General features: G+C 49.5%; 28 protein-coding genes. 11 read left to right on the forward strand and 17 right to left on the reverse strand.

Going from position 1 to position 25,901, the window contains the following annotated elements:
• Positions 1-17: 17 nt before the first annotated feature.
• Positions 18-2,441: a T9SS type A sorting domain-containing protein gene (locus tag J7619_RS18120; RefSeq protein WP_291201487.1), complete on the reverse strand. Its 2,424-nt coding sequence runs from the start codon at positions 2,439-2,441 to the stop codon at positions 18-20.
• 231 nt (positions 2,442-2,672) lie between these two features.
• Between J7619_RS18120 and J7619_RS18125 the strand changes: the two genes are divergently transcribed.
• The gene (locus tag J7619_RS18125) at positions 2,673-3,341 is read left to right on the forward strand and encodes an FAD-binding oxidoreductase (RefSeq protein WP_291201490.1); all 669 of its coding nucleotides are present in this window, start codon (positions 2,673-2,675) and stop codon (positions 3,339-3,341) included.
• On the opposite strand, the gene J7619_RS18130 is transcribed toward J7619_RS18125, so the two are convergent.
• Positions 3,248-3,991, reverse strand: a complete 744-nt coding sequence (locus J7619_RS18130; RefSeq protein WP_291201493.1) for an ATP-binding cassette domain-containing protein — start codon at positions 3,989-3,991, stop codon at positions 3,248-3,250. The two genes, J7619_RS18125 and J7619_RS18130, sit on opposite strands and share 94 nt — an antisense overlap.
• Positions 3,988-4,314: a hypothetical protein gene (locus J7619_RS18135; protein WP_291201496.1), complete on the reverse strand. Its 327-nt coding sequence runs from the start codon at positions 4,312-4,314 to the stop codon at positions 3,988-3,990. Before J7619_RS18135 ends, J7619_RS18130 begins: the two co-directional genes overlap by 4 nt.
• A 180-nt stretch (positions 4,315-4,494) precedes the next feature.
• Between J7619_RS18135 and J7619_RS18140 the strand changes: the two genes are divergently transcribed.
• The gene (locus J7619_RS18140; protein ID WP_291201499.1) at positions 4,495-4,866 is read left to right on the forward strand and encodes a BlaI/MecI/CopY family transcriptional regulator; all 372 of its coding nucleotides are present in this window, start codon (positions 4,495-4,497) and stop codon (positions 4,864-4,866) included.
• A gap of 5 nt (positions 4,867-4,871) precedes the next feature.
• On the forward strand, positions 4,872-6,143 hold the full coding sequence (locus tag J7619_RS18145; RefSeq protein ID WP_291201502.1) for a M56 family metallopeptidase: 1,272 nt from the start codon (positions 4,872-4,874) through the stop codon (positions 6,141-6,143).
• 131 nt (positions 6,144-6,274) lie between these two features.
• On the opposite strand, the gene J7619_RS18150 is transcribed toward J7619_RS18145, so the two are convergent.
• Positions 6,275-6,820, reverse strand: a complete 546-nt coding sequence (locus J7619_RS18150; protein ID WP_291201504.1) for a CopD family protein — start codon at positions 6,818-6,820, stop codon at positions 6,275-6,277.
• A gap of 238 nt (positions 6,821-7,058) precedes the next feature.
• Here J7619_RS18150 and msrA point away from each other — a divergent pair, with 238 nt between their 5' ends.
• Together msrA and J7619_RS18160 are read left to right on the forward strand one after the other, a co-directional pair.
• Positions 7,059-7,652: a peptide-methionine (S)-S-oxide reductase MsrA gene (msrA, locus tag J7619_RS18155; protein ID WP_310589809.1), complete on the forward strand. Its 594-nt coding sequence runs from the start codon at positions 7,059-7,061 to the stop codon at positions 7,650-7,652.
• A gap of 141 nt (positions 7,653-7,793) precedes the next feature.
• Positions 7,794-8,318, forward strand: a complete 525-nt coding sequence (locus J7619_RS18160; protein WP_291201507.1) for a hypothetical protein — start codon at positions 7,794-7,796, stop codon at positions 8,316-8,318.
• Between the two features lie 66 nt (positions 8,319-8,384).
• On the opposite strand, the gene J7619_RS18165 is transcribed toward J7619_RS18160, so the two are convergent.
• From J7619_RS18165 to J7619_RS18205, 9 genes are all read right to left on the reverse strand, one after another.
• Positions 8,385-9,185: a hypothetical protein gene (locus J7619_RS18165; RefSeq protein WP_291201510.1), complete on the reverse strand. Its 801-nt coding sequence runs from the start codon at positions 9,183-9,185 to the stop codon at positions 8,385-8,387.
• Between the two features lie 56 nt (positions 9,186-9,241).
• Positions 9,242-9,976 (reverse strand): hypothetical protein, encoded by a 735-nt coding sequence (locus J7619_RS18170; protein ID WP_291201513.1) that lies wholly within the window; start codon positions 9,974-9,976, stop codon positions 9,242-9,244.
• A 74-nt stretch (positions 9,977-10,050) separates the two neighbouring features.
• Positions 10,051-10,773 carry an RluA family pseudouridine synthase gene (locus J7619_RS18175; protein WP_291201516.1) on the reverse strand — a complete coding sequence of 241 codons (723 nt, stop codon included), beginning with the start codon at positions 10,771-10,773 and terminating at the stop codon, positions 10,051-10,053.
• A 120-nt stretch (positions 10,774-10,893) separates the two neighbouring features.
• The gene (locus tag J7619_RS18180) at positions 10,894-11,055 is read right to left on the reverse strand and encodes a hypothetical protein (protein WP_291201519.1); all 162 of its coding nucleotides are present in this window, start codon (positions 11,053-11,055) and stop codon (positions 10,894-10,896) included.
• 46 nt (positions 11,056-11,101) lie between these two features.
• Complete coding sequence (locus tag J7619_RS18185; RefSeq protein ID WP_291201522.1) at positions 11,102-11,812, reverse strand: ABC transporter ATP-binding protein; 711 nt, start codon at positions 11,810-11,812, stop codon at positions 11,102-11,104.
• A 38-nt stretch (positions 11,813-11,850) separates the two neighbouring features.
• Positions 11,851-12,306: a hypothetical protein gene (locus J7619_RS18190; protein WP_291201525.1), complete on the reverse strand. Its 456-nt coding sequence runs from the start codon at positions 12,304-12,306 to the stop codon at positions 11,851-11,853.
• A 40-nt stretch (positions 12,307-12,346) separates the two neighbouring features.
• The gene (locus J7619_RS18195; RefSeq protein ID WP_291201528.1) at positions 12,347-15,007 is read right to left on the reverse strand and encodes a hypothetical protein; all 2,661 of its coding nucleotides are present in this window, start codon (positions 15,005-15,007) and stop codon (positions 12,347-12,349) included.
• Between the two features lie 26 nt (positions 15,008-15,033).
• Complete coding sequence (locus tag J7619_RS18200) at positions 15,034-15,363, reverse strand: DUF5615 family PIN-like protein (protein ID WP_291201531.1); 330 nt, start codon at positions 15,361-15,363, stop codon at positions 15,034-15,036.
• Positions 15,363-15,617 (reverse strand): DUF433 domain-containing protein, encoded by a 255-nt coding sequence (locus J7619_RS18205; RefSeq protein ID WP_310589810.1) that lies wholly within the window; start codon positions 15,615-15,617, stop codon positions 15,363-15,365. Before J7619_RS18205 ends, J7619_RS18200 begins: the two co-directional genes overlap by 1 nt.
• 245 nt (positions 15,618-15,862) lie before the next feature.
• Between J7619_RS18205 and atpD the strand changes: the two genes are divergently transcribed.
• From atpD to J7619_RS18225, 4 genes are all read left to right on the forward strand, one after another.
• On the forward strand, positions 15,863-17,377 hold the full coding sequence (gene atpD, locus J7619_RS18210) for a F0F1 ATP synthase subunit beta (protein ID WP_291201534.1): 1,515 nt from the start codon (positions 15,863-15,865) through the stop codon (positions 17,375-17,377).
• An 86-nt stretch (positions 17,378-17,463) separates the two neighbouring features.
• Positions 17,464-17,706, forward strand: coding sequence for an ATP synthase F1 subunit epsilon (gene atpC / locus J7619_RS18215; protein ID WP_223406105.1), 243 nt, complete (start codon positions 17,464-17,466; stop codon positions 17,704-17,706).
• 159 nt (positions 17,707-17,865) lie between these two features.
• Positions 17,866-18,069 (forward strand): hypothetical protein, encoded by a 204-nt coding sequence (locus J7619_RS18220; RefSeq protein WP_291201539.1) that lies wholly within the window; start codon positions 17,866-17,868, stop codon positions 18,067-18,069.
• Positions 18,044-18,415, forward strand: coding sequence for a type II toxin-antitoxin system VapC family toxin (locus J7619_RS18225; RefSeq protein WP_291201541.1), 372 nt, complete (start codon positions 18,044-18,046; stop codon positions 18,413-18,415). The genes J7619_RS18220 and J7619_RS18225 overlap by 26 nt, the downstream gene beginning before the upstream one ends.
• Here the strand turns inward: J7619_RS18225 and J7619_RS18230 are convergent.
• The 4 genes from J7619_RS18230 to J7619_RS18245 form a co-directional block, all read right to left on the reverse strand.
• Positions 18,396-19,112 (reverse strand): hypothetical protein, encoded by a 717-nt coding sequence (locus tag J7619_RS18230; RefSeq protein ID WP_291201544.1) that lies wholly within the window; start codon positions 19,110-19,112, stop codon positions 18,396-18,398. The genes J7619_RS18225 and J7619_RS18230 overlap by 20 nt on opposite strands.
• Before the next feature lie 127 nt (positions 19,113-19,239).
• Positions 19,240-19,968: an intradiol ring-cleavage dioxygenase gene (locus tag J7619_RS18235; RefSeq protein ID WP_291201547.1), complete on the reverse strand. Its 729-nt coding sequence runs from the start codon at positions 19,966-19,968 to the stop codon at positions 19,240-19,242.
• 122 nt (positions 19,969-20,090) lie between these two features.
• Positions 20,091-20,786 (reverse strand): LytTR family DNA-binding domain-containing protein, encoded by a 696-nt coding sequence (locus J7619_RS18240; RefSeq protein WP_291201550.1) that lies wholly within the window; start codon positions 20,784-20,786, stop codon positions 20,091-20,093.
• The gene (locus tag J7619_RS18245) at positions 20,783-21,901 is read right to left on the reverse strand and encodes a sensor histidine kinase (protein ID WP_291201553.1); all 1,119 of its coding nucleotides are present in this window, start codon (positions 21,899-21,901) and stop codon (positions 20,783-20,785) included. The genes J7619_RS18240 and J7619_RS18245 overlap by 4 nt, the downstream gene beginning before the upstream one ends.
• Positions 21,902-22,006: 105 nt before the next feature.
• Between J7619_RS18245 and J7619_RS18250 the strand changes: the two genes are divergently transcribed.
• Both J7619_RS18250 and J7619_RS18255 read left to right on the forward strand, forming a co-directional pair.
• Positions 22,007-23,341 (forward strand): APC family permease, encoded by a 1,335-nt coding sequence (locus J7619_RS18250; RefSeq protein WP_291201657.1) that lies wholly within the window; start codon positions 22,007-22,009, stop codon positions 23,339-23,341.
• Positions 23,342-23,400: 59 nt separating this feature from the next.
• A complete protein-coding gene (locus tag J7619_RS18255; RefSeq protein WP_291201556.1) occupies positions 23,401-25,836 on the forward strand; it encodes a TonB-dependent receptor plug domain-containing protein in 2,436 nt (811 codons plus the stop codon).
• Positions 25,837-25,901 lie beyond the last annotated feature (65 nt).

Genomic DNA, 25,901 nt, shown 5'->3' on the forward strand with positions numbered 1-25,901 from the left:
TGCGTACCTCATGCCCGCTAGCGGGTGTAAGCCACTTTGAACTGGCGTCGCTCACCGCCCAGTTCCAGCTGAATGGTGTAAATACCTTCTTCGAGCTGCGATGGCTTCATATCCATGCGTATTTCGCCGTTGGCGACAACGCGGGTTTCCTGCCTCAGTACTTTGCCCGACGCGTTGACGAGCTTTACAATGCCTGTCTTACCGTCATAGCCGGGCAACGAAAGTTTGACATGATCATTAACCGGATTAGGATATACGTAAGCTGTATTACCGCCATCCAGTTGTACGCTCAGGACCTTACTGAACGCATAACTCCCGTCCAGGTCAAGCATTTTTAACCGATAATAGGTCTGTCCGGCGGAATTCGTCCGCGGTTGGTCATCGGTCGCGGAGTAGTATGCTGTATTCTCTTCAAAATCAACCTTCCCGAAAGATTCAAATTGTTTCGCATCCGGGCCGTGCTCGATTTCGAAATGGCTGAAATTGACCGCGTCGGCGATCTGCCAATCGAGTTTAACAGCTTTTCCTTCGGGTTTTGCACTGAATGCAACCAGGCGGACCGGCAGCGGAACCGGGCTCGTCTGGACAACAAAGCCACTGAAACCCTGGGTATCGAAAGTGACTTCCCAACGTTTGAATGTGTCGTTCCATACGATGTCAGTATCGACAGGATCGATAATCGTGGAGGCCACCGACGGATAACTCCCCGGCAACCCGGTGCCGTCGCTGCTGCTACCGCTGTATTTCCCGACGCGGAGGTTGGCCTTACCCGCAGCGTCAGCTGCATTGGCCGGCAGATCAAGCGTGCTGCCGGAGGCCGCATTGAAGGCATCGAAGTCATCTTGCGAAAAATACAGCGTCACGCGCCCTGTGGCGGTTGCCGCGTTTTGCTCGGGCGTAATCTCGTAATGCCTGGCTACGAATGGATCTGCGCCGAATGTAGGAACAGCGGTTTCCAGCCACGTTTTGGCGCTTATATTGCCGGTAACCGGGCTGGCTCCTTGCGATTCGACCGTCGCGATAATGCGGCAGCCGGTTCCACCCATAAGTGAGGTGGCTTGCGAAGGATTAAGCATGGCGGAGCCGGTATCAGCGTTTTTGGACAGGAATGGGGCGCCGGTCGGATAATAAAATACCAGTACTGTCCTGCCAATTTTACCTGAAATGACATAATTATACACCGGATTGTATACGCCTACCGTAGTACCAAGCGGACCCACAGGGTTCCCCAACGCACTGTTACAATCATTGACTTCCCCAGAGGTACCGGCAGTTGCACTATTAACCCACGTTACAGCACCTACCCCGTTGTTCCAATGCCTGTTAACAAGAAAGAAATTTCCATCCGGTAGTACATTGACCCCCTCAATACCGACGCGATCGCTATGGTATGTCCCCACCAATGAATTGGCACTGCTCACAGGGCCGACTATCGGCGCTGTTCCGTTCCCATATGTCAATGCACCTTCATAACCGGCAGCACCATTCCACGAATTACTGTTTACAAGATAGCCGCCATTTGGAAGAGGAATAACATACCATCCCACCAAGTCCGATGGCTTGCTACCATAAATGGAGTTTGTCAAATCGGGACTTCCTGTAAGGACCCCGGAGCCATCAGCCCAGGTAGCCATCCCCGCTTGCTCCATACCGTTAACCTGGGTATCGCGGCTTTTTATCACATAGTTACCATTCGTCAATGCCGTTGTTCCGGTTCCCGCAATATGATCGTCCTGATTACTTCCTACAAATGAATTGGCGATAGTTACATCGCCCACGCGACCTGTGAAGCCGTCACACCAGGTCACCGCGCCTACCCGCAGCTTGGCGCCATTGTTCCAAAGTGGGCTGGATACCACATAATGACCGTTGGCAAGCGCTGTTACGCCCAGCTGGCCAACGCGGTCCATGGCGACAGTACCCACAAGGGAATTTACAGGTGATACGGCACCAAAAGTCCCGGTAGCGCCGTTCCCCCAGGTTACGGCACCTGCCCACTTAATCCCGCTTCGGTTCCAGTTAAAGCTGATGACCACATAATTTCCATTGGTGAGTGGTACAACTGTGGCTCGCGGAGATTCGCTCTCCAGGGAAAAAATCGGCCAGTAAACAGGCTGGACACCTCCTACGAAATCAGTCCCGTCGGTTCCTACCAGCGAGTTCGATATGCTTACCAACCCGGTTGCACCAGTCGCCCCGTTACACCACGTAACAGCTCCCGCATTCTCGGCAGAGCCATTCTTCCAGTACGGGCTGCTGAATACGTAGTTCCCATTGGTAAGGCCAACAGGTTTCAGAAGCCCTACCTTATCTTTTGCACTACCGCCTATTAATGAAATCGCCGCGCTTTCAACACCCACTCGTCCCGATGCGCCATCGCACCAGGTTACCGCTCCCGCACTATCTAAACTTCCATTTTTCCAGGCCGGGCTGGCGACCACTTTACGAAGATAAGAGAAACTACCAGCTAATTTTCCTTCTACGAAACGATCGGCATATTTAACAACTTACCGGTAAAAGCTGATCTTATCTCAATTGTTTTGCTCTCACACCAGCAACTTTCAGCCGTTGCCAGAAAACCACGCAATTCGATAAAACCGTCCTTGACAGCGGTTGCACGAGTGCGTATTTTGCAGAAAGTTTGTATCCATAACGTCCCCAAACCTACCATCATGGCCGATTATTCCGTTAAACTGCTTGCGAAAAAGCCTGTTACCCATAATGTAAATGCCTATACGGTGGAAAAACCTGCGGGTTTCACCTACACGCCCGGCCAGGCAACGGATTTCTCAATTCTGAAAGAACCCTGGACAGCAGAAAAACGGCCCTTCACTTTTACATCGCTGCCTTCCGCGGACACGCTCGAATTCACGATCAAATCTTATACCGACCATGATGGCGTAACGAATGCATTGACGAAAGTCCAGCCGGGCGACCATTTCGAGATTAGCGACGCCTGGGGCGCCATCGAATACAAAGGCGAAGGTGTATTTCTCGCCGGAGGTGCCGGTATTACGCCATTTCTGGCCATTTTCAGGGATTTGTATTCCAAAGGACAAGTCGGGGCAAACCAACTTTTCTTCTCCAACCGTACCACCGCCGACATTATCCTCAAAGACGAGCTTGAAAAAATGCTGGGTGACCATTTCTTTAACCTGATCTCAGGAGAAAATACGGAAGGTTACTATCACGGCCGCATCGATAAGGGTTTCCTGCAAAAACACATCACCCACTTCGACCAGCCATTTTACGTCTGCGGGCCGGACGCATTCACAGAATCGATCCTGGAAGCATTGGAAGAGCTGGGTGCAAAGGCTGATGCACTGGTATTTGAGAAATAGCCGAATTCCGCCAGTTCGGATCGCACATCTTTCAACAAAACACTTCGGCCGACCGGAACAATCAGATATGTTTCGTCTGCAAGGCCCAATACGTATTCGTAGGCATGGTCGGAGATCAGAATGCCTTTCCGGGCCTTTTCCTCTGCGATTACCAGGCTCATTTGCTCCATATGAATGGGCGAAAGCGCCGCAAATGGCTCATCCAGCAAGGTAAATGCCACTGGCATCAGCAGCACGAGCAAAGTCGAGACGAGGCGCCTGTTACCGGTCGACAAAGCGCCCAACCTCGTATGCCCATATCGTTCGAGGCTTTCGAAATGCCGGCACAGAAGGGTGAAATCAACCCCATACAGCCTGCACACTTCGCGCACACGCAGGTTCGCGGGCAAAAAAGGGTGCTGCGGTAGGTAGCCGATCAGGCCGCGATGCCGATATGGATGAGATATATAATCACCATTGAACCTCACCGACTGGCTCTGCCCGCGGAGTGTCCCGAAAATCATCTGCATCAGGCTGGATTTCCCTGTTCCGTTGCGGCCCAGCAATGCCGTTACGTGCCCGGTTTGCATTTGAATATAAATGCTTTGAAGGATCTTTCTGCCGTGGTATTCGAGCCAAAAGCTGTCTGCCTCCAAAATGTGTTTTTTCATCGGATCCATTCGCTCGATAACTGGATAAGGCCCATCGTTAAAAAGAACAATACGAAATCTGCCGCGAATGCAGCAGTAAAAAGCCACCGTCGCGAGAGATTGGCATTCGCATAAAAGAAAAACAGATGTGCGTACCGGCGGCGAAAAACATAAATGGTCACACCTTGTAAAAACAATTTATAGAGCGTCAGCGCGGGTATCAATACATAAAGATCACGGCCCGTCGGGCAACCCAGTGCCAGCCAGGCGGCCAACGGAATAGCCCAGAGGTAAAAGCCGAAAGAGCGATAAAAAATGGCTAATAGATGCAGTTTCATCTTCATTGAGAGCACCTTAACTTTTGATAACCGCTAAAATAACTACCTGCGCGTCAATTGGTTTGGGTTTAAGGATTTTTAACAACTACCTCTCCGGCTATTGTTAAAACGAGCCGCGCACAATCCGCTTACAAATTTTAACGAAAAATAAGTTTGATAACTAAATTTTAGTTATACCTTTGATCCATGGAACCGCTTAGTCACTCTGAAGAAAATATCATGCGCATTCTCTGGGAACTTGGAGAAGGCGTTATTCACGACATTATCGAAAAATTGCCCGAGCCGAAACCACCCTACACGACCGTTTCTTCCATCGTGAGACTTTTGGAAAAGAAGGGGTTTGTGGACCATAAGGCATACGGCAAGACGCACGTCTATTTCCCCGCCGTAGCCCGCGATCAATACGCCCGCAGGTCGTTTTCGGATCTTATGAAGCATTATTTCGAAGGCTCGCCCAAGAATATCATGTCTTTCATTGTACAGGAAAATGCGTTGAAACCGGACGAAATCAATGAATTGAAGCAGCTAATCGATTCGTATTACCCCCCCAAATCCTGATTGTTATGGCCGGTACCTACCTGTTGGAAGTAAATTTTTGCCTGACGCTCGTGATCCTGCTTTACAGGGTTGCATTTCGTAGGCTCACCTTCTTTACGGCTAACCGGTTATACCTGCTTGTCGGGATGGTATTCAGCATCGCTGCCCCCGCATTGAAACTCCCGATTCTTCCCGGCCAATGGGAAAGTCCTTCGGAGGTAGCAGCACTCTTCGTTCCGGGCTATGTGCCATCAGGCGGCATTACCTCCTATTCCCCGCCGCCAACCGGGTTCGATTTTTCACAAATGCTCTGGCTAATTTATGGCTGCATTGCGGCGTGGCATTTGTACAAATTATTGGCAGACATTTTCGCAACCATCCGGTTAATCCGGAAATATCCTTCCAGAAAACTGGGAAACATGCATGTCGTATGGGTGGATGATGAAATACCCGCCTCGTCATTTTTCAATTATATTTTTATCAACCAGAACCTGCGCCAATCCGCGTCCTTGCGCACCTGCCTCGCACACGAGCTCGTGCATTGCCGGCAAGGGCACACGGGCGACTGGCTGCTCATCCGCTTCCTCAGCGCGTGCTGCTGGTTCAATCCGCTGATGCGTTTCTGGCGGGAGGCCGTCACGGTCAATCACGAATTTATCGCCGACGAACAGGCCGCACTTCAGGCCGGGAGATTTCGCTATACGCATTTACTCCTGGGCCTGTCATCATCTACGCAAATCTCAACCCTGCATTACTTTTCATATTATGGTCAAATCAAATCACGGATTATCATGTTACATCAAGCTCCATCCAGGGCCGTTAGCCGGCTCCGCTTTCTGGCAATTGTGCCATTGGCCGCATTAATGCTTTTTCTTTTCTCTTGTGAAAGGCCGGGCGGTGAGGCAAACAGCATTTCAGAATATCTCAACAAAGACCTCGTCGGCATGTGGGAAAACATGAATCGTATTACGATCAACGACAACGACGGCAAAACGCCCCGCGATTTCCCCGAACGCTCAGGCGACGTGAAAGTGTGCCTGTCCAAACTGGAACTTCGGGCCGATGGCCATTTCGAAATGCAGGACGCTACAAATACCCACAAACTCGCCGGCACATGGCAAAGCAACAGCGCGGGTAACGAAGTGCAGCTTTTCTGCAACAATGAGAAGTCAGGAACGTCTGTCATTTCCTTGCAGCTCGAAGGCGACGGAAATGACGCTATGGAAGCCTGGCAGCATTACGCTGCCGACGAGAAGCTTTCAGCTGGCCGTGTATTTTATGAATACAGAAAGCTCTGAAATTTTTTTGCTCTTTATAACTAAAATTTAGTTATAAAACGAAACGCCAGTAATGCGAGTTGAGACTCATGAAGCAAAAAGCCCTTCGGACAATATATCCGAAGGGCTCCTTCTGTTAAATACATTAACTGCTAAACTCCGGCCTTTTTCTCCCGCATTCGCTTCACGATCCGCACCGCGGTCATGATCACAATTGCAAATGCTATCAATCCCAGCACGCCCCATAGCCAGTCGACCGTGTTCTTTAACACTACCAGAAACACGATGGAGAATAGAAATATGGTCGCGACCTCGTTGAAAAGCCGCAATTGAAATGAACTGTACCGAAACTTACCGGCACGGAGTTCCAGTAATATCTTGCGGGTAATGGAATGGTAGGCCAGCAAACCAACTACAAATACGAGTTTGAGCTTCATCCAGCCCTGATCAAGCCAGGCGGGTGTGATGTACAGCATGGCAGTACCGCACAACAATGCGAGCCAGCATGCCGGCGTCATAATCGCATTGAAAAGCAATTTCTCCATTTTGGTAAATTGCGCCAAAAGGATTTCGCGCTCAGGGCTGGGTTTGTCGTTGGCCTCGGTGTGGTACACAAATAGCCTGGGCATATAGAACAGCCCTGCAAACCAGCTTACTACGAATATGATATGGAGCGCTTTGAAATGAAGATAGGTCATACACTGCCGGAGATTTGGTGCCGCCGGGATTTGATTGTTCCCCGATCTATTGGCCTTCAAATTTCGTAAATATTATAGGATTACGGTGATAAAACTTTATTGATGCCGTAATCGTTACCGAAACAGTGATAACCCGTATTTTATGATGAGAACCACCGTCCCGATTTTCACGTTTATATTTTTGTGCTGCGCGGCCCTCGTGTCGTGTGCACAATCGGACAAAAAACACAAGAACAAAATGGAGAAAGAAACAGCCTCAACCGCACTCGACGAAAGCAACGTCGACACCGCGAACACACAAGTCGCAACATTTGGTACGGGATGTTTCTGGTGCACCGAAGCCGTGATGGAATCACTGGAAGGCGTTAAAAAAGTGGTTTCGGGTTATTCGGGCGGGCATGACCCCAATCCCAATTATAAAGCCGTATGCACGGGTACGACAGGCCACGCGGAGTGTGTGGAAGTGACCTATGATCCCAAGGTGATCAGCTACGCAGATCTCTTGGAAGCATTCTTCCGCAGCCACGACCCGACCACCCTGAACCGCCAGGGAAATGATGTAGGCACACAATACCGTTCAGTCATTTTTTACCATACCGACGAGCAAAAGCAGCTTGCGGAAACGGCTAAGGCTGAACTGGACAAATCGGGCGCTTACGCGAATCCGATTGTAACCGAAATCACCAAATTCCAGAAGTTTTACCCAGCGGAAGACTACCATCAGAATTATTTCGCCAACAATCCCGAGCAAGGCTACTGCGCCTTCGTGATTGCACCAAAACTGGACAAATTCAAAAAGGTCTTTAAGGATAAGCTCCGGAAGCACATCTGATTTTGGATTAAATAAAGAAGGCGGAACCACTTATAAAGTAACCGTCTCCGGTTAATAACTATAAATGGCACAAGTTTTGAAGCATTGAAATAAAGGCTTTAATTTGTGCCATTATTCTTTAACAATAACTAATCTATTACGATGAAAAAGACTCTATTCATGCTGGTAGTTGCCGCTCTTTTCAGCGCAGCTTCCGAGAAGGCGTTCGCCCAATTTGAGAAAGGAGATAAATTATTGAATGCAGGTATCAACCTTGGTGGTACGTACGGCGGCGGTGGCGTCGGTGTAGGTGCTTCATTCGAAGGTGGCGTGCATGACTTCGTCAGCGTAGGTGGCCAGTTCGACTATATGCACTGGGGATACGGTGGTGGAATTTATGGTTATGGATGGAGTTATAACTTTATCAACATCGCCGCAAGAGGTTCTTACCACTACGGCAAGCACTTCCTGAAACTGGATAACCTTGACCTTTACGCTGGTCCTTCGATCGGTTATCGCGTTGCCAGCTCTTCCTATGATGGAATTGGTCACGATGCATATGGTAGCGGTGTTTTCGTCGGTGCATTTGCAGGTGCGAGATACTACTTTAAACCAAATTTGGGTGTATTTGCAGAAGTTGGTTACAATGCAGCTGCTCTGAAAGCAGGTATCGCTTTCAAATTTTAAGAAATTCAAATCATAAAAAAGCGGGCTCCGAGGTATTCGGAGCCCGCTTTTTTAGTTTCCGGTATTTCAGAAATTCAATGCCAACGTCAGGCTTCCGGCCCGCTGTGCCGGGCTGAACGACGGCCTGATGCTGATCGTCAAAGGCTCTCCTCGGCGGATCAGCTCCCGGCGGATCCGGCTGGCCTTAGCGCCGTTCTTACCACCCTTCACAAACCCGACCGTACCGAACGTGATCGCGCCTGCGAAGCCTCCAAGCATCATGTACGCACCCTTACGCGCGCGTAGCTCATCCTGGTAGCTTTTGTAATTGCCATTATCGTCTATCGCGCTTGCCACGATACCTGTACCGATCGCCGCCACAATGACCCCGACCGAAGTACCCGCAATGCCCATGACCATGCCACCTTTTGAGCGGGTCTTATAATAGGTGTACATGCTCCGCAAATGATCTGGTGAAGAATTTCTGACGTCCTCTGCGAACTGCACCGATGGCTTTACCGGCCCATTGACAGGCTTTCGAGCCGCCGGACGTGGTTCTTGCGGCTTTGCAGCAGGAACCGGTTTTGTGGGAGAATAGTAATTCTGCACTTCCAGTGTGGCCTCAAACGTTTCTTCTTCTCCGTTCCCGTAGAGGATCGAAGCGATTTCGGACTTTTTAACGGAAAAAAGCGGCCCTTCCGGGTCGCTTATCTTCTTGTATTTCACGACCTGATCGTCCACTTCCTGGATATACACTTCCAGTTTGGACTCGTCGCGCAGCCTGATCACATCCGCCTTTCGCGGCGTTTGTGCATTTGCCTGAACAACAAAAAGTAGCATTAACATGGCTAGAAGCTGATTTTTCAGCTTGGGTAGAATTACTCTCATGAGGGAAAGGCTTTTTGTAACTGATTTCGCCTATGAAAGTAATCAATTTACCGCAATCAGAATGTCAACCTCAGCCCCAGCTGTGCCGATTTATTGAACGGATCGACGCGCGGCATAACGCTGAAAGTCGTCAACGGCTGGTTCCTTCGTTGCAGCTCGTTTTTGATCTTTTCGGCCTTCTTGCTATGAATTTTGTAATTTTTAAATCCGATCAACCCGAAAACGACACCTACGGCCGGACCTGCGATGGCAAGCGAGGCTCCGATCGTTTTGTTATCCGGGCTATCGCCTGTGCTGGCAACAATAATACCGGATACCAGTGTTGCCACGGCCACCGAAGTAAATACAATGGCGCCTTGCTTACCATCCATTGCGCGGTTATGATGGTATTCATATTTATCCCGCAGCTGATCCGAATTAGCCATCACAATGCTTTTCTCAAACGGATCGGCAGGGAGGTTGTTCATATCCGCATACTGTCCGACGCTGTCGGGCGGGATGCGGCCCGGCGGGATAGAGTCCTTTACATTAATGATCTTGCCGCTTTTCAGCAGCACTCGTGCCACCTGGTCCAAATAAATGTAGGTAGCCGCGCTATCGGCCTTGCTCAGGTCACGGTAGTTGATTTTTTCGTAGCTCATTTGCGTGATCAGCGCCTGGATGCGCGAACTATCGCGCTTGATGATCACGTCGTTTTTCCGACCGGTTTGCGCGCTGGCGACAATACTCACCAACGCAAAAAGGAAACCGAGTGCCAGAAAAGAGGTAGGTCGTAACGTGTGTGCCCGCATAGTTTTAGGTTTTTTGAATGGAAAAAGATGGTTTAAACGTACACAACTTTTAACATTCAACAAAAACCATGCTACTACATCCCGAATTTATTGAGCTGCTTCACAAGCACCTCGAAATCTTTCGGGTAAGGCGCTTCCACACGTATATCATCCCCGTTCATAACCGCAAACGAAAGCGACCGCGCATGCAATGCAACACGTTGAATAAGAGGCTGTTCCTCCGTATCTTTTTTCAAATTGAACTTCCTTTTCAGGCTGGAAAGAAAAATAGGTTCGCCACCATATTGGGGGTCGTTGACGATCGGCGCTTTCAAACAGGATAAGTGCACGCGGATCTGGTGCATACGCCCTGTAATGGGGATACATTCCACTAAAGTATAGCCGCGATACACCTGCAAGGTATTGAATATCGTTTCCGCCTCCTTCCCTTCCGCACGGTCGATCTTCACCGCTGTTCCGTTTTTCAATGGCAGGATCGGCAGGTACACCGACACGCCTTCCAGGTCATGGATCCCGTTCACGACTGCATGGTAACGCTTGGTAACTTCGCGGTGTTCGAATTGCATGGCCAGATGCCGGTAAGCAGCTGCATTTTTAGCGAAAGCCAATGCGCCGGAAGTCTCCTTATCGAGGCGGTGGGCGGCTTGCAGGTCGGGGTTATATTCTTTGGCAAGTCGGAGGACGCTTCCACCACGGTCGGCCGTACGCTCATCCAGCGTTGCCAGATGCGGTGGCTTGTTCACCACTAAAAAATCCTCGTCCTCGAATATGATAATGTCTTTGAAATTGATCTTCATGATATCGCTATAAAAATAATCCGGATGATGCGCCTCGTCGGGCCATTCATCCGGATTCTCTCGGCCACTGGCCTTTATCCGTTACAAAGATAATTATACTATTTGTTTCTGCGAAGCTTCTCAATCCACCGATTCCTCATCCTTTCTGGTCTCAATAGCGACGGCATCTTCAATATCTTCGAGTATATCAGCCAAATTCTCCCGGTGTTTCAGCAATTCCAAATCTATAACAACGGCCTTCTTTTGACCAACCTCATCCGTCAGATAGCTAACCCCTTTCATAGCAAAATCCTTTTTGAAATTTACTCAAGTTAGCCAAAATCAACATCTAAACCAACGCACTCACCTTCGTGGGGTTCGGGTTGATGGTGTCCGATTCGACAAGCCCGTCGCGGAGGCGGACGATGCGGTGCGCGTAATGCGCGATATCCTCCTCGTGTGTTACCATCACGATCGTGTTGCCCTTGCTGTAAAGCTGGTCGAAAAGGTCCATGATTTCGTAGGAAGTTTTGGTGTCGAGGTTACCGGTGGGCTCATCCGCAAGCAGGATGCTGGGGTCGTTCACGAGTGCTCGCGCGATCGCAACGCGCTGGCGCTGGCCACCCGAAAGTTCATTCGGCTTATGTCCCGCCCGGTTTTCCAAACCTACGTTTCGGAGGGATTGCATGGCTTTCTCTGTCCTTTCAGCCTTGCTCAATCCTGCATAAATAAGCGGCAAAGCCACATTATCCAACGACGACATCCTCGGAAGCAGGTTAAATGTCTGGAACACGAAGCCGATCTCCTTGTTCCGGATCTCGGCAAGCTCGTTCTCCGTCATGTCCGAAACATCCTTATTATTAAGAATATACTTTCCCGTCGTCGGTGTGTCGAGACAGCCGATAATGTTCATCAACGTCGACTTTCCCGAGCCCGAAGGCCCCATAAACGCCACATATTCTCCTTTATTAACTGAAATGGTAACGGATTTGAGCGCCTGGATGATCTCGCTACCCATGACATAACGTTTGGCGATCTCGCTGGTTTCTATGATTTTCATGAAGACGATTTTTCAGTTGGGAATACGCATGTGCCGGTTCACGATGCAGCGGATATTTTATGAAAATAAGCTTGTACAAAGAATGAAGCCAGGATTACCGGCGACGGAATATCTTCATTGATCACCCGCCCCTCCTTTTTCCAAAACCCGATCGGCTCGAACCGGGCTTCGAATTCACTGTTTCCCACCACCCATTTCCTCCGCGTCCACGATTCGAACTTCCATTTATAATGCATTCCATTATAGGTTATCCAGGCGGTGTTTCCGAGTAAATTGTAATCGATGCCGCCTACCACCCTCGTTCCTTCGATATCGCGTATTTCAGTATGCCTTTTGAAAAAACCCTTATTCTTGAATGTCAGCATATAACCGTCCAGCTCTCCGCGGCCGTCATATTTCCATAGGGTGGTTTTCAAAATCCCGGCAATGACTTTACCCCGGAAAATCCGGCATTCCGTTTCAGTGAAATTGGATTTCCAGGACAAAGCCGCCATTGATGAAGAGTAATTTTGAGATGGCTAAAATATTAAATCATCAAAATTCCGCTCTTTGTTTTTCGATAAGTGCCCGCATCGGCTGATAGCGCGTGAGAAAACGCTGATAACCGGCAGGCAATGCATACTGCCTCACCTTCCCTTCTCCCTCTGCCGCCTGCCCGAGTAAGCCTTGTTCAAGGCTCAGAAATGCATATTGTTCCCAAAGTTCAGGTGCGTATTCATTGTATCGCAATGCATCCAACACCAGTTGATAAGCCTGCTTCACCTGCTTTTTGCCCCGGTAATATTCCGATGCCGTCGAAACAATGCGCGCATCAAACGGATTAGCGTGTACTGCGCTTTGTATATTTTGTGCAGAGGGCGATTTCGAAATCACCGTGAAAAGGGAGTCCGTCACCGATTTTGGCCTGATGCCCGAGAACAATGACTGCTTCAACTGTTCCACCGCGGCATTGTGTTCCTTGTCCTGGATTTTGTCAAGCAGCACCACCGCTACCTCCTTTTTGTCCGACAATGCATTCGCGACCGCCGTCCCGATCGTCCCCTCGATCCCTTCCACCGGCGACAGCGCTTCGATCGCTTTATCATACAACCCGAGTTGAAGCAGCCAATGCCCCAGTATCTTATGGTACAGATCACTCTTTTCCCCTTCCTCTGCTGTCCAGCTGGTGAGCGTCTCCAGCGCCTTCAGTTTGTTTCCACTATAAAACTGCGGGTACAATGCCGCGAGGGACAAATCTTGCGATAGTACCGGATTTTTTACAGCCAGTTTCGGCAACAATGTCGCCGGCAGGGAGTCAAATGCAGCCTGGTTTGTAGCATAATTCAGTAAATAGGCCAGGGATGATACGCTCAGAAGTGAATCGTCCGGAACCGAATTCTTGTTAAAATCCTCTTTGCGAAACTGTTGTCTCATATTCTGAACAGCGAGCCAATTGGCCTGCCAGGAAAGGTAATCGAGCTTGTCGGAACTCGCCGCTAGGGAATCCAGCAGTCCCGAATCGGTACTTTTGGCGAGGATCGCGAGCAGGTTCGTCGCCGGAATTTCCGGACGGGCCGCATTCGCGTTCGCCAGGTCCAGGTAATAGTAAGCCGAATCGGTCACATTGGTTTTGGAATAAAGCATTCCAAGGTTATTCAGCAACTCGCCATTGGCCGGGAAGCGGCGCAGGCCTTCCTGTAAGCTGTATACGGCATCAAAAAACAAACTTTCCTGAACCAGAATGCCGCTCAGGCCCGCGTATGCCTGAGGGGAAGGATTTTTCAACAGTGCCTGCCTGAAATAGTATGCAGCCGCATTACGGTCGCCCTGTTTCAATGCAATGGAGGCCAGCGCATAGTTCGATTTATGATTTTGAAACTCCTGCTGCAATGCGAGCTTATAGTATTGCTCGGCCAGTGTAAATTCCTCCGTAGTGGAATGCAGATCGCCCAATCCATTAAAATAACCAGCAATCGCCTGATTAAGAGGAAGAAGCCTTTGCATTGAAAACAATATCACCACCCCGGCAAAACCAAAGAGCCTCGTCTGCGTCAGACCAAACCGGAGCGGTTTGTATAAAACCTTGTAAACAGCCAACTTTTGCTGAAAGAGCTCGTAGAAATTGATCAGCACATAAAATAGAAAAAGCAGGCCCATGGCCAATTGCCCCTGCACAATCGTATCTTCCAGCGTTTCGAGCACCGGATCGTTGGCCGTGCCGGCCATTAAGCCACCGAAGGAAGCGGCAACAATAAACAATCCGATGTATAGCCAGAAACCCGTGCTCCGAAACGGAATCACGCCCTGAGTAGAGTCGGCCCGGCGTCTGAACCCCCAGATTCCGAGTACGCCCGCTGCCAGTGCGAGGTAAAATGGATTGATCAAAGTCACATTCCAGTCTATCTGCCGGGTATTTTGGAGGTATATTAATAGTAAAAGCAGCAAATACAGCACGCTGATCACAATGAACTGTGCAAGGCCCGAACGGCCCTTCCCTGCCTGCCCGCTTGTACTTAGCCAAACGAGCCCCGCCATAATTTCAGTGGCGGAAACAAGAAGGAAAAGCATCGTAGCGACAAGCCACAACGGAAAAGAATAAGCCGCGGCTGTCAGTGCAGGAACCGGCGATGCCGATCCGAACGCCACCAGCCCGGTTAGTAGCAACGAAACACCGGCAATGCCCGCGATGCGCGTGCCGATACCGAGATCGGGCCGGAATGCGTGAAAATAATAAGAGACACCGCCGTAAAGAATAGTAGCAGAAAGGAATAGAAGGCGGTTTTCCGCTCCAAAAACCCTTAGCATCTCCAATCTCGCGAATGCCAGGAACAGAATAAAAAGGATCGTTCCGGCCAGGTACCAGAACCGCGACATGGTCGTCAACGCTGCCAGCACCAGCGTAAGGCCGGTCAACGCCCCTATCCAAAACAGATAAACAGTCATAGCATTAACCTCCATTACCGACGACATAAAACTCTCCGTCACCAGATGTGTGGGCGTCGAAATGCCATATTGCCATTGTCCTAATTGCAGCACGTCCACCACGGCGGTCGTTTCTGCCAGCTCGCTCACCACATTCCAGCGCACCACATTCCCCAGCGGATCAATGCATTGCCAAACCAGGAAAACAAGTCCCAGAATCAAAACCAGGAAAGTACCCAACGCCATCCGCCGCTCGGATGGCGACCATACCTTCCAGAAAAGTAAATCGTTCATATTGTATTATTTAAATCGACGGACGATCAAATTCCGGTTATTTCTACCAAATCGTTCGTTTCCAGCAAAGTCAGCGCCGACGCCAAATTTGCACCCAAAATTTCTTTCAATCTATTTTTGGACGTGTTTCCACAAGTGAGCCAGATTACTTTCGGCGGGCTGCCAAAACGGTTAAGTAGCGAAATGAAGTCGTCATCCTTTGTGATCACAACAGCATTTTTAGTCTTAGAAAATGCAAAAATCTCTTCATCCTCTGCATGACGGAGGTCGAGAAATTGAGCCGAAAAACATGGAATTGCAAAAGTTTCGCTAATCCAGACAGCAGCCGGAGGCAGGTGTGCGTCCAATATGATCATCAGGCCGCTTGCAGAACGGGGTGGTTTAGTTTGGCCGCTGCGTAGAGCAGACAGGCCGTAATATCTTCCGGTTCTAAATCCGGCAGCTCTTCTGTAACAATTTGTTCGGGAGTAATTCCAGCAGCGAGTAGCTCAATGACATCGGTCACACGGATACGCATATTGCGAATGCAAGGCTTGCCCCCGCATTGTTTCGGATTGAATGTTATACGTTCCAGAAGTTGCATGTTCATCTGCATTTTGTCGATGTTCAAATCAAATTTAGGTGATTTTAATAACTATCTCAATCCCTTTTCCGGTTCGGGAACTCCTTAAAAAGTTCCCTTTACCTTTCCTTCAAACCCACTTTCCGGAAATATTAAACACAGTTTTCGGGAAAAACGGGTGATTTTCTAAAAAATATCCAAATTTTCGCCTCGTCTGCTATTGGTACTGACCAAATTATCTCCTACTTTTGCGGTCTGAAAAAAACCTCATCCGAGATAATCAAAATTATATAATGGCAAACGCAGCAAACGTAGGAAAAATTACGCAGGTAATTGGCCCGGTTGTAGACGTATCATTTGAGGACAGCGGACGTATCCCTGCGATCCTTGATGCGTTGGAAGTCATCAAACCAAACGGTCAGAAAGTAGTTCTTGAGTGCCAGCAGCACCTGGGCGAAGACCGTATCCGTACTATCGCGATGGACAGTACTGAAGGTATGCAACGCGGCATGGAGGTTACTCCGCTCGGGGCGCCTATCAAAATGCCTATCGGCGAAGGTATCAAAGGACGTCTGTTCAACGTAATCGGTGAAGCGATCGACGGTCTTACTCCGTTGGATTCTTCAAACGGTATCTCTATCCACCGCGCAGCTCCGAAATTCGAAGAGCTGGCAACGGCTACCGAAGTACTTTTCACAGGTATCAAGGTAATCGACCTTCTTGCTCCTTATGTAAAAGGTGGTAAGATCGGTTTGTTCGGTGGTGCGGGTGTAGGTAAAACCGTATTGATCCAGGAGCTGATCAACAACATCGCGAAAGCTTATGCCGGTCTTTCGGTATTCGCCGGTGTGGGTGAGCGTACACGTGAAGGCAATGACCTGATGCGTGAGATGATCGAAGCGGGTATCATCAAATACGGCGAGGATTTCAAGCACAGCATGGAAGAAGGCGGCTGGGATATCTCCAAAGTTGATTACAATACACTGAAAGATTCGCAGGCAACATTCGTTTTCGGCCAGATGAACGAACCTCCTGGCGCACGTGCACGTGTGGCTTTGTCAGGTTTGACCATGGCTGAGTATTTCCGCGACGGAGATGGCGAAGGTCAGGGCCGCGATATCCTTTTCTTTATCGATAACATTTTCCGTTTCACCCAGGCAGGTTCAGAGGTATCCGCTCTTTTGGGACGTATGCCATCTGCGGTAGGTTACCAGCCTACGCTTGCTACTGAAATGGGCCAGATGCAGGAGCGTATCACATCTACAAAACGTGGTTCAATCACTTCCGTGCAGGCGGTTTACGTACCTGCGGATGACTTGACTGACCCGGCTCCGGCAACAACATTTGCTCACTTGGATGCTACGACCGTATTGAGCCGTAAAGTATCTGAGAAAGGTATCTACCCTGCTGTGGACCCGCTTGACTCCGCTTCACGTATTTTGAATGCAGAAACATTGGGTGCAGCTCACTACGACTGCGCACAACGTGTGAAAAACATTCTTCAGCGTTACAAAGAATTGCAGGATATCATCGCGATCCTTGGTATGGAAGAACTTTCCGAAGAGGACAAACTGGTCGTATCACGTGCACGTCGCGTAGAACGTTTCCTTTCGCAGCCATTCTTCGTTGCTGAGCAGTTCACAGGTTTGAAAGGTGTATTGGTAGATATTAATGATACTATCAAAGGCTTCAACCTGATCATGGATGGTGCTTATGACCACCTTCCTGAAATGGCCTTCAACCTCGTTGGAACCATCGAAGACGCTCAGGCAAAAGGAGAAAAAATGCTGGCGGAAGCCGCAAGGTAAGTTATGGAGTTCATGAGTTCAGAGTCTATGAGTTGTATACAACTTATGAACTTTAAACTCATAGACTTATAAACTCATAGACTATTATGCATTTAGAAATCATTACCCCAGATAAAAAGGTGTTTGCCGGCGAGGCGAATGCTGTAACATTACCGGGTACCGAAGGACAGTTTCAGGTTCTGAACCGTCACGCGCCGCTGGTCAGCACGCTGGGCAAAGGTGATGTGGTAGTCGATACCGGCGCTGCAAAGCAAAACTTCGTCATTGACGGTGGTGTTGTGGAAGTGCTGAATAACAAAGTATTGGTTCTCGCCGAAGCAGTTCTTTAAGAATATACATTTAATGCAAAAACGCGGATGCTGTGAAAACGGCATCCGCGTTTTTTGTTTTATGCCTATTGATATTCAGGTGGTGTCGTTTGCACATTAGGTTAAGTTCGTTCGTATTTTAATCCTTATCTTTAAACATGAACAAACCGCGCGCTGACTATGAAATTCGTTTTAAAAGAAGGGCAAATGCTTGAAGATGTTTTCCCAACAGCCGCCCGGGCAAAGATTTTCCCGGCTACCGGATCGACTGAAAAAAGTAAAAAGCTTGACGCTCGAAAATTCCTTGGAGTAATAAAAATAACCGAAGATGCTCTGGCGATCCAGAGACGAATGCGTGATGAATGGGACGAAGATTCTGATTGACACAAATATTGCGATTAATCTATTTAAAGGAGATTCTCGCCTGGCAAATTTATTGCAGGATCGAGAAGCGAAACTTTCCTTTATTGTTGAATTGGAATTGATGGGATATCGACATATTACCATCGAAGAAGAAGCTTGGATGGAAATTTTTCTTGATCAATGCTCCATTATTGGAATTAATTCTGGAATCAAGGAAATTACAACTTATGTAAGGCGGCAGTACAACCTCAAACTCCCCGACGCGATTATCGCTGCCACATCCATTTTCCTGGGCGTCCCACTACTCTCAACGGATGATCATTTTGATAGAGTTAAAGAGTTAATTTTCATCTTCTATCAGCCCTAGTCTCCAAATCAACCACCAGTAAAATCGCCCCATTCGACAACGCTTCGAACTCTACCGCTTCCGCATTACTCAGCGCCAACCCATCCCGCCGTTCCAAGAGCCGGTTTTGTACCTCGAATGCCCCTTCGATCACGAATATGAATGCGCTATGATCGGCGTTCAAGCTGTTGAAAATGCCTTCTTCCCGGCCGTCGTATTGACCGATAAACAGATGGGCGGAGCTTCCGTCATAGCCCCGGACCGGAAGAAGTACATTTTTTTCACTTAGACCAAATTGACTGGTGATGCCGAATGACATCGGGGTGCTTAAAAATTCACCGCCCGCGACCCTGATCTGCAAATAGTTGATCGCCTCGTCGGGATACGGATTAGTAATGGTATAATGCTTGTCCGGCGACGCGAGGAGGAACAACGCCTCGCCGGAATTGATAAATCGGGGTTCCCTACCCTTTTCCTCGACCTCGATCGCCCCTACCACCGGCAACAAAATGATCTGACAAGACCGCTCCACCCGCAACTCGTAGCTGCATTCCGGCATCAACGTCTCATCATTCAGGACTTGCAATGTTCCGAATGCCTCGCGGTCGGCAGCAAGGTATTCCTCAAAATTGAAGGTCCTGAAACTCCGGAAACCATCCGCCAAAAACTGCCCGCGAAGGCTTTCCAGGTATATATGGGCTTCGGTCGGTGGGAACATAGGGATGTAATTACTTCGGCTATCGGCCGTCGGCTTGATTATTATGTTAGTAGGCGGCCGGTCGGCGGTCTACAATTTTACATCAACTCAAAAAGTTCGACTGCCGAAAGCCGACAGCCGAAGTACATCACGCACTTACCACAATCGCATGCGTCAGCTCATAGCCTGCCGAAACGCTGCCGGTAACGGTCGACATTTCAGTGCTTACACCGTCGCCAAATACATTGTCGCGTGCATTGGTCGTATCTGCCTGGCCGTGGCTCGCGTATACACCCTGTGCAAACACAACCTTGCTGATCTCTTCCGGAAATGCAATTTGCGTCACCAGTAACGATTTCCCGCTCGCATTATATACGTGTACGTGAATGTGCACCGCGCGGCCCGAGTACCAACCCGGGTAAATGCTCGTAAATGCCACGAGGCCATTCGCGTCGGTAGTTTGCCGGCCACGAAGGAAGTGCACGCTGGTGTAATTCGTCGATTGCATTCCAGAGCCGCCGTATTCCGAGTAGTTCCCCGCTGCATCACAATGCCAGATGTCCACCAATGCACCGGAAAGGCCTTCGCAGCTGTTATTCTTGTTCTGAATCGTGATTTTGACAGTCAGTTTTGTACCCTGGCGATCGGAAGTAATGTCGTTTGAAACCAGACTGGCCGGAGATTTCGTCGGAAATGGACCTTCCGTTTCGGAGGCCGTCGCGGTACATGTTCCGGAAGTCGAGCCGGAAGTACTACCGGAGGTATCGGTTGAAGTTTCTACCGGGTCCACAGAGTCATTGGAGCAGCTGATCACGGGTATCATAGCCGCCAGTCCCAATGCCGAAAACCCTCTTTTCAAAAATTCTTTGCGTTCCATAATTGCAGCAGTTCTGTGAGTTTAAATACATTATCGTATTCGTTTCTCCCTTTGTTGCGGAACAGGCGGAATGTGTCGGTCAACGGCCCGATTTTACCGGTGAATCGGCGGAATGCTTGAAATCAGGCTTGCTGGTTCTTCCATTTTTCGATGAAATCAACATAGCTGTCACTTACCGGCAGTTCGGCACCCGACAAAAGCTTAACTTTCTTATTCTGAATAGATTTTACCTGAGAATTGGGCACGATATAGCTCCGGTGAATTCTGCTGAACCCGGTTTCTGGCAAATTTTCCAGAATACCTTTCAGTGACATGAGCGTCATGACCGGATGACGGGAGTTCTGCAAATGAATTTTAATATAATCCTCCATCCCCTCGATAAACGCAATATCATTCAACGCAATCTTGATGGCCTTGTATTCCGAACGGACCACGATAAACTCCTCTTTTTCCTTCGGTTTTTTCAGTGCTAAACGTTCCGCGGCCTTTTGCACAGCCTTTTCGAAACGTTCGATCGTAATCGGTTTCAAGAGGTAGTCCACCGCTTCGAGCTCGAATCCCTCGTAGGCAAATTTCTTATGGGCAGTCGTAAAAACAACCATAGGTCTGCTTTTCAGTCCCGCGACCAGATCCAATCCCGATAAATCGGGCATATTGATATCGATAAAAAGCAGATCGACCGCATTCGCATTCAGAAACCGCCCGCCCTCGATCGCGTCGTCGAACGACCCGACTAATTCAAGCACCGGAAATGCGGCAATGTATTTTTCGAGCACGCTTAACGCCAGCGGCTCATCGTCAATGATCACGCATTTCATCGTCCCGAAAGTTTTAGATTCACTGTAAAAACCTCCCCGTCATTACGTATATCGAGGTTGTACAATCCGCTATAAAGCAAATCCAATCGTTTTTGGGTATTCATAATGCCTACCCCTTTGCGCTCCTCATCTTTGTTCCGTTCGATAATCCGGTTCTGGCAAAAAAACTGAATATCACTTCCGATTACCTCCACCGCTACGCGTATCACCGATTCGCGATGATTGCTCACACCGTATTTAAATGCATTCTCTACAAAAGTCATCAGGATCAGCGGGGCGATCTTAATGCCTTCCGGCTGGCCTTTCACCTCAAAATCCAGGCTGGTTTTGGCATTCAACCGCAATTTTTGCAAGTCCACATAGTTTTCCAGGCAGGCAAGCTCATCTCCCAGCGGGACGTAATTTTCGGTCGCCTCCTCCGTAATGTATCGCATCATTTGCGACAATTTCAGAATGCTCGGCGCGGTATGTGCGCTGCTGCCGACGGCCAGGGCGTAAATATTGTTAAGGGTATTGAACAGAAAATGCGGGTTGATCTGCGCTTTGAAAAACGAAAGCTCGGCATGCGCCTTTTCCGCTTCGGAAAGGATTGCCCTCCGCTCCGACTGCCGCCATTCGCGCGAAATCCGGATCGCCATCGCTATCGCCCAAACAACAATGAAAAGCGTCAAGCTCACGAAATCGACAGCCCTTCCCTGTGTACGCCGCGGCATCGGGCGGAACTCATGACCCGGTGGCGGCCCGGGCGGCCTCGCCTCCCCGTATCCATCCCGCGGCGGTTCGTATATTACTTCCCTACCCTGTTGCTCCTGCTGAAACTTCCTGAATATGAGCTTTTCGAAGGGTTGTAAAAAATAAATCAGTATGAATAACCCGACGAATATGCCACCGTAAGCTACATAATGCTGTTTCAGATACAGTCTGGGGATCAATACCAGTAAGTTTCCATAAAACAACGCTGCATATACCAGAAAGAACAGCCAGAACCACCCCGATTGCAGCACCTGCACCGGAAAGTCGGCGCGGGGTGCATGCGAAACAATGGTGAGCGGCAAGCTCATGAACAATACCCACCCCAGCAAGTGAATGATCCAAAGGTTCTTAACCTTAAACATGGCGGTGTGACAGGATTGGCGGTTACCCGTGTATTTGATGGCGAAGATAGGAGTTACATTCAGAAAAAGTTTCCTATTTTCGAAAAGCACATTTTCACTCCCCCAATGCAGCAACCTTCTACCCGAAACGAACTTTTCAAGATCCTGGGCGTCGGATTTGGCGTCGCGGTGACTGTCGGCGGCACCATCGGCACCGGTATTCTCCGGAAGCCCGGCCCTATCGCCGCCCAGCTGGGCGATCCGGGGCTGATCATGGCGCTGTGGGTCGGTGTAAGCCTTTACGCGTTTCTTGGAACATTGTGTACGATCGAGCTCGGCACGTCGGTCCCGCGGGCGGGCGCATGGTACGTGTATGCGCAGCGCGCGTTCGGAAACTATGCGGGCTTTGTGGTCGGGATCAACAGCTGGCTCGGCACCTGTTCCGCATTGGGCTTCGGGGTATACACGATGAGTGAGTACCTGGCGTTGCTGATGCCGTCGCTCGCCGGCTACGAATCGTACGTAGCTGCCGCTATCCTGCTCGCGCTCACCGTCATTCACTGGATCGGGCTGGCATTGGCGAGTAGCTTTCAGAACGTTATGAGTCTGCTGAAAGGTATCGGGCTTTTCGCATTCGTAGCAGTTTGCTATTTGTATGGCAATGAAGTTACGGCAACAGAAGCCCAGGTAACAACCAGCAAAATCATCGAAACAGGCTCCTGGATAGCCCCCGTGGTTTTCTCCCTGCAAGCGATATTTTATACCTATGATGGCTGGCATACTGCGGCCTATTTCTCCGAAGAAGATCGTGATCCTTCCAAAAATCTGCCCAAATCGATGATCGGAGGTGTTTTGGTGATCATCGCCATTTACCTGCTTTGCAACCTGGCGATCCTCCACGTACTGCCGATGGACAGGCTCGCACAATCGAAACTGGCGGCGGCCGACGCGATTACATTGATTTTCGGCGCAGGCTCCGGCAAGATCGTAACCTTGTTCCTGATGATCTCAATTCTCGGCATCGTCAATGCACAGTTATTGTTCAACCCCCGTGTGCTTTACTCGATGAGCCGCGACGGGCTGTTTCTCCGATCAGGGGTTACCGTAAACCAGGGTGGTACACCGGCGGTGGCAATGCTGATCACTTCGGCCGTTGCTATCACATTGATTCTCATTGGAAAAGACGCTACCGAAAAGCTATCCGACATTGCAACATTCTTTTTTGTACTGGGTTATACCTCGGGATTTGCATCGCTTTTGGCACTGCGAAAAAAGGAACCCCATTTGCCAAGGCCATGGAAAGTCCCCGCCTACCCTTTTTTGCCCATATTAATGCTGATTCTATCTATCGCATTTCTCGTCGGTGCCATTGTTCAGGACCTTCCGAGCAGCCAGTATGCGCTGCTGTTCCTTGTGATAAGCTATCCCGTCTATTTGCTGGTCAGTAAGCTGAATCAGTAGAATTATTTTGCAAGTTTATTTTAGGTAAATTGCATATATAACAAATCTTGATCAACAACATGCCGTGGAAAAAAACCTTCGTCAACAGTGCGTTACTTGCCGCCATTACATTACTTATTACTGCATTTCAATGGTCGGAAGAAGATTTTATTCAATTCATTTCCAACAAATTACATAAATACCGGGCCGCATTGCCTGCCGAAAAGGCCTACCTTCACCTCGATAAGCCTTATTACGTGACCGGCGATACGCTCTGGTTCAAGGCATACCTTACCGAAGGATCGCTGCACCTCGCGGATAGTGCCAGCAACCTGCTCTACGTCGACCTGATCGAGCAGCGTTCGGGCAAAAACGCGGCTTTGAAACGTGTGCAACTGGCTGGTGGCATCGGCCACGGCGAGTTCGTCCTCGCCGATTCGCTCGCGCCCGGCGCATACACGATCCGGGCCTATACCAACTGGATGCGCAATTCTTCCGAAGATTTTTTCTTTCAAAAGAATGTATATGTATTTGATTATGAAGAAAATGCCACATCCAACGCCGCTACTGGCAAAATAGACCTGCAATTTTTCCCGGAAGGCGGGCAGATAGTAGCCGATATCAACACGCGCGTCGCGTTCAAAGCGGTAAATGAAGCCGGACCGGCTCAGGATGTAACGGGTTTCGTGCTGGGCCAAAGCGGCGATACCGTTGCTTCATTTAAAAGTGAGCATCTGGGAATGGGCCGGTTTCAATTTGCACCGAAAGCAGGGGAGTCGTACCGGGCGTTTGTCAGGGAAGCAGGCGGAAAAGTAACACCGCTCGCATTTCCGAAAGTACACGACACAGGCTTTACAATGCTTGTCGACAACCTATCGAATCCACTCAAAATGAGAGTGATAGCTTATGCCAAAATCCCCGGGAAAGCAGAAATACCGGTTCATGTCGTGGGACACGCGCGAGGCATCGTCGCATTTGTGGCGAAAGGGAAAATCGGGAACCGCGGGTTAATCATGCAGCTGCCCAGTACGGAATTGCCTGACGGCATTACCCATCTCACACTTTTCGATGACATAGGCAAGCCTGTTTGCGAGCGGCTGGTATTCGTAGATCATTCCAGAAGCTTGCGGGTCAATATCAAATCATCGAAAGCCGACTACAAACCCCGCGAAAAAGTCGATGTGGAAGTAACGGTCACCGATTCCGCAGGCAAGCCTGTGGAGGCAAACCTTTCGCTGGCTGTGACCGATGCCGGCCAGATATTACAGCAGCCATTTGAACAAAATATCGCATCCTATTTACTGTTATCCTCCGACTTAAAAGGTCTTATAGAACAACCTGCCTATTATTTCGACCCTGCGAAACCGCAGCGCAAAATCCATCTCGACTACTTGATGATGACACACGGCTGGACGCGCTTCAAATGGGAAGACGTGCTCAGCGACTCCATTCCGCCGACGAAAAGGTATGTCGAGCAGGGCATTACACTCGAAGGCGATGCGAAACGGAACAACAAAAAGCTGACCGAAAAAACAGTATTGTCGCTTTTTGTCAGCAACGATAGTCTCAGCAATTTCATGACGGCGGAAACCGACGAAAATGGCCATTTCACCATCTATAACCTGGCTTTCAGCGATTCTCTGCAACTTCGTCTGCAGGGAATGAACAAAAAAGGGAACCAGAACCTGTCCTTCACGCTCAATCCGTTCGATCCGCCTCGGGCTTCGGTGGTGAAAATTCCTTTCAAACCAGTGACTGTCGACGCCCAGCGACTGGCCGATTTCCTCAAAAACGCGGCCAGAGATCAGGAGATTTCAACTAAAATCAGGCAAAATCGCGAACGGCTTCTCCGGGAAGTCACGATCAAAGCCAAAAAAGAAGTGCCCCGCGACTCACGGAAACTTTACAGTACGGCCGATGCGACCCTGAAAGTGACGCCTCAGATGTCTGCCGGCTATACGAGCATACTCGATATGCTGCAAGGCCGTGTTGCGGGCGTCTCGGTAATGGGGTCGGGGATGAATGCAGTGGTATCGATACGAGGCAACAGAGGGGAGCCTCTTTTCGTACTGGATGGTATGCCGGTGGATAAGCAGCTGATCACGTCGCTAAGCGTGTATGATGTAGAGTCGATCGACGTGCTGAAAGGGGCGTCGGCTGCGATATATGGCAGCAGGGGAGGAAACGGGGTTATTTCGGTACTTACCAAGCGTGGAAACGAGAATTACGACTATTCGCAAGACATTGTTCCGGGTGTACTGGTGACCAAAATCGCCGGTTTTCACACCCCTCGCGAGTTTTATTCGCCTCAATACGGGCCAAGCAGCCCTCCCGCTCCGAACCCCGATTTCCGGTCGACCGTTTTCTGGGCACCTATGCTCAAAACCGGTAGCGATGGAAAGGCCCAGGTAAGCTACTACCATTCCGATGCCGCCGGCGCGGCGGACATCCGCGTGGAAGTGCTAAGCCCGGCCGGACTGCCCGGTTTTGGTAAATCGGCCTACTCCGTGCGATAGACCACGCAATGGAGGCCAATTCCGGCATAAGATTATACGTATTTCGACGTTAGTATACTTATTTG

This window comes from Dyadobacter sp. (assembly GCF_017744695.1).
Classification (GTDB): domain Bacteria; phylum Bacteroidota; class Bacteroidia; order Cytophagales; family Spirosomataceae; genus Dyadobacter.

Coding starts and splice junctions, on each gene's coding strand:
- J7619_RS18165 (WP_291201510.1), bottom strand. CDS start 9,185: ATGAGAGTAATTCTACCCAAGCTGAAAAATCAGCTTCTAGCCATGTTA.
- J7619_RS18190 (WP_291201525.1), bottom strand. CDS start 12,306: ATGGCGGCTTTGTCCTGGAAATCCAATTTCACTGAAACGGAATGCCGG.
- J7619_RS18135 (WP_291201496.1), bottom strand. CDS start 4,314: ATGAAGATGAAACTGCATCTATTAGCCATTTTTTATCGCTCTTTCGGC.
- J7619_RS18235 (WP_291201547.1), bottom strand. CDS start 19,968: ATGGAACGCAAAGAATTTTTGAAAAGAGGGTTTTCGGCATTGGGACTG.
- msrA (WP_310589809.1), top strand. CDS start 7,059: ATGGAGAAAGAAACAGCCTCAACCGCACTCGACGAAAGCAACGTCGAC.
- J7619_RS18195 (WP_291201528.1), bottom strand. CDS start 15,007: ATGAACGATTTACTTTTCTGGAAGGTATGGTCGCCATCCGAGCGGCGG.
- J7619_RS18185 (WP_291201522.1), bottom strand. CDS start 11,812: ATGAAAATCATAGAAACCAGCGAGATCGCCAAACGTTATGTCATGGGT.
- J7619_RS18200 (WP_291201531.1), bottom strand. CDS start 15,363: ATGATCATATTGGACGCACACCTGCCTCCGGCTGCTGTCTGGATTAGC.
- J7619_RS18255 (WP_291201556.1), top strand. CDS start 23,401: ATGCCGTGGAAAAAAACCTTCGTCAACAGTGCGTTACTTGCCGCCATT.
- J7619_RS18180 (WP_291201519.1), bottom strand. CDS start 11,055: ATGAAAGGGGTTAGCTATCTGACGGATGAGGTTGGTCAAAAGAAGGCC.
- J7619_RS18175 (WP_291201516.1), bottom strand. CDS start 10,773: ATGAAGATCAATTTCAAAGACATTATCATATTCGAGGACGAGGATTTT.
- J7619_RS18225 (WP_291201541.1), top strand. CDS start 18,044: ATGAATGGGACGAAGATTCTGATTGACACAAATATTGCGATTAATCTA.
- J7619_RS18250 (WP_291201657.1), top strand. CDS start 22,007: ATGCAGCAACCTTCTACCCGAAACGAACTTTTCAAGATCCTGGGCGTC.
- J7619_RS18230 (WP_291201544.1), bottom strand. CDS start 19,112: ATGTTCCCACCGACCGAAGCCCATATATACCTGGAAAGCCTTCGCGGG.
- J7619_RS18145 (WP_291201502.1), top strand. CDS start 4,872: ATGGCCGGTACCTACCTGTTGGAAGTAAATTTTTGCCTGACGCTCGTG.
- J7619_RS18130 (WP_291201493.1), bottom strand. CDS start 3,991: ATGAAAAAACACATTTTGGAGGCAGACAGCTTTTGGCTCGAATACCAC.
- J7619_RS18220 (WP_291201539.1), top strand. CDS start 17,866: ATGAAATTCGTTTTAAAAGAAGGGCAAATGCTTGAAGATGTTTTCCCA.
- atpD (WP_291201534.1), top strand. CDS start 15,863: ATGGCAAACGCAGCAAACGTAGGAAAAATTACGCAGGTAATTGGCCCG.
- J7619_RS18170 (WP_291201513.1), bottom strand. CDS start 9,976: ATGCGGGCACACACGTTACGACCTACCTCTTTTCTGGCACTCGGTTTC.
- atpC (WP_223406105.1), top strand. CDS start 17,464: ATGCATTTAGAAATCATTACCCCAGATAAAAAGGTGTTTGCCGGCGAG.
- J7619_RS18140 (WP_291201499.1), top strand. CDS start 4,495: ATGGAACCGCTTAGTCACTCTGAAGAAAATATCATGCGCATTCTCTGG.
- J7619_RS18150 (WP_291201504.1), bottom strand. CDS start 6,820: ATGACCTATCTTCATTTCAAAGCGCTCCATATCATATTCGTAGTAAGC.
- J7619_RS18160 (WP_291201507.1), top strand. CDS start 7,794: ATGAAAAAGACTCTATTCATGCTGGTAGTTGCCGCTCTTTTCAGCGCA.
- J7619_RS18125 (WP_291201490.1), top strand. CDS start 2,673: ATGGCCGATTATTCCGTTAAACTGCTTGCGAAAAAGCCTGTTACCCAT.
- J7619_RS18245 (WP_291201553.1), bottom strand. CDS start 21,901: ATGTTTAAGGTTAAGAACCTTTGGATCATTCACTTGCTGGGGTGGGTA.
- J7619_RS18240 (WP_291201550.1), bottom strand. CDS start 20,786: ATGAAATGCGTGATCATTGACGATGAGCCGCTGGCGTTAAGCGTGCTC.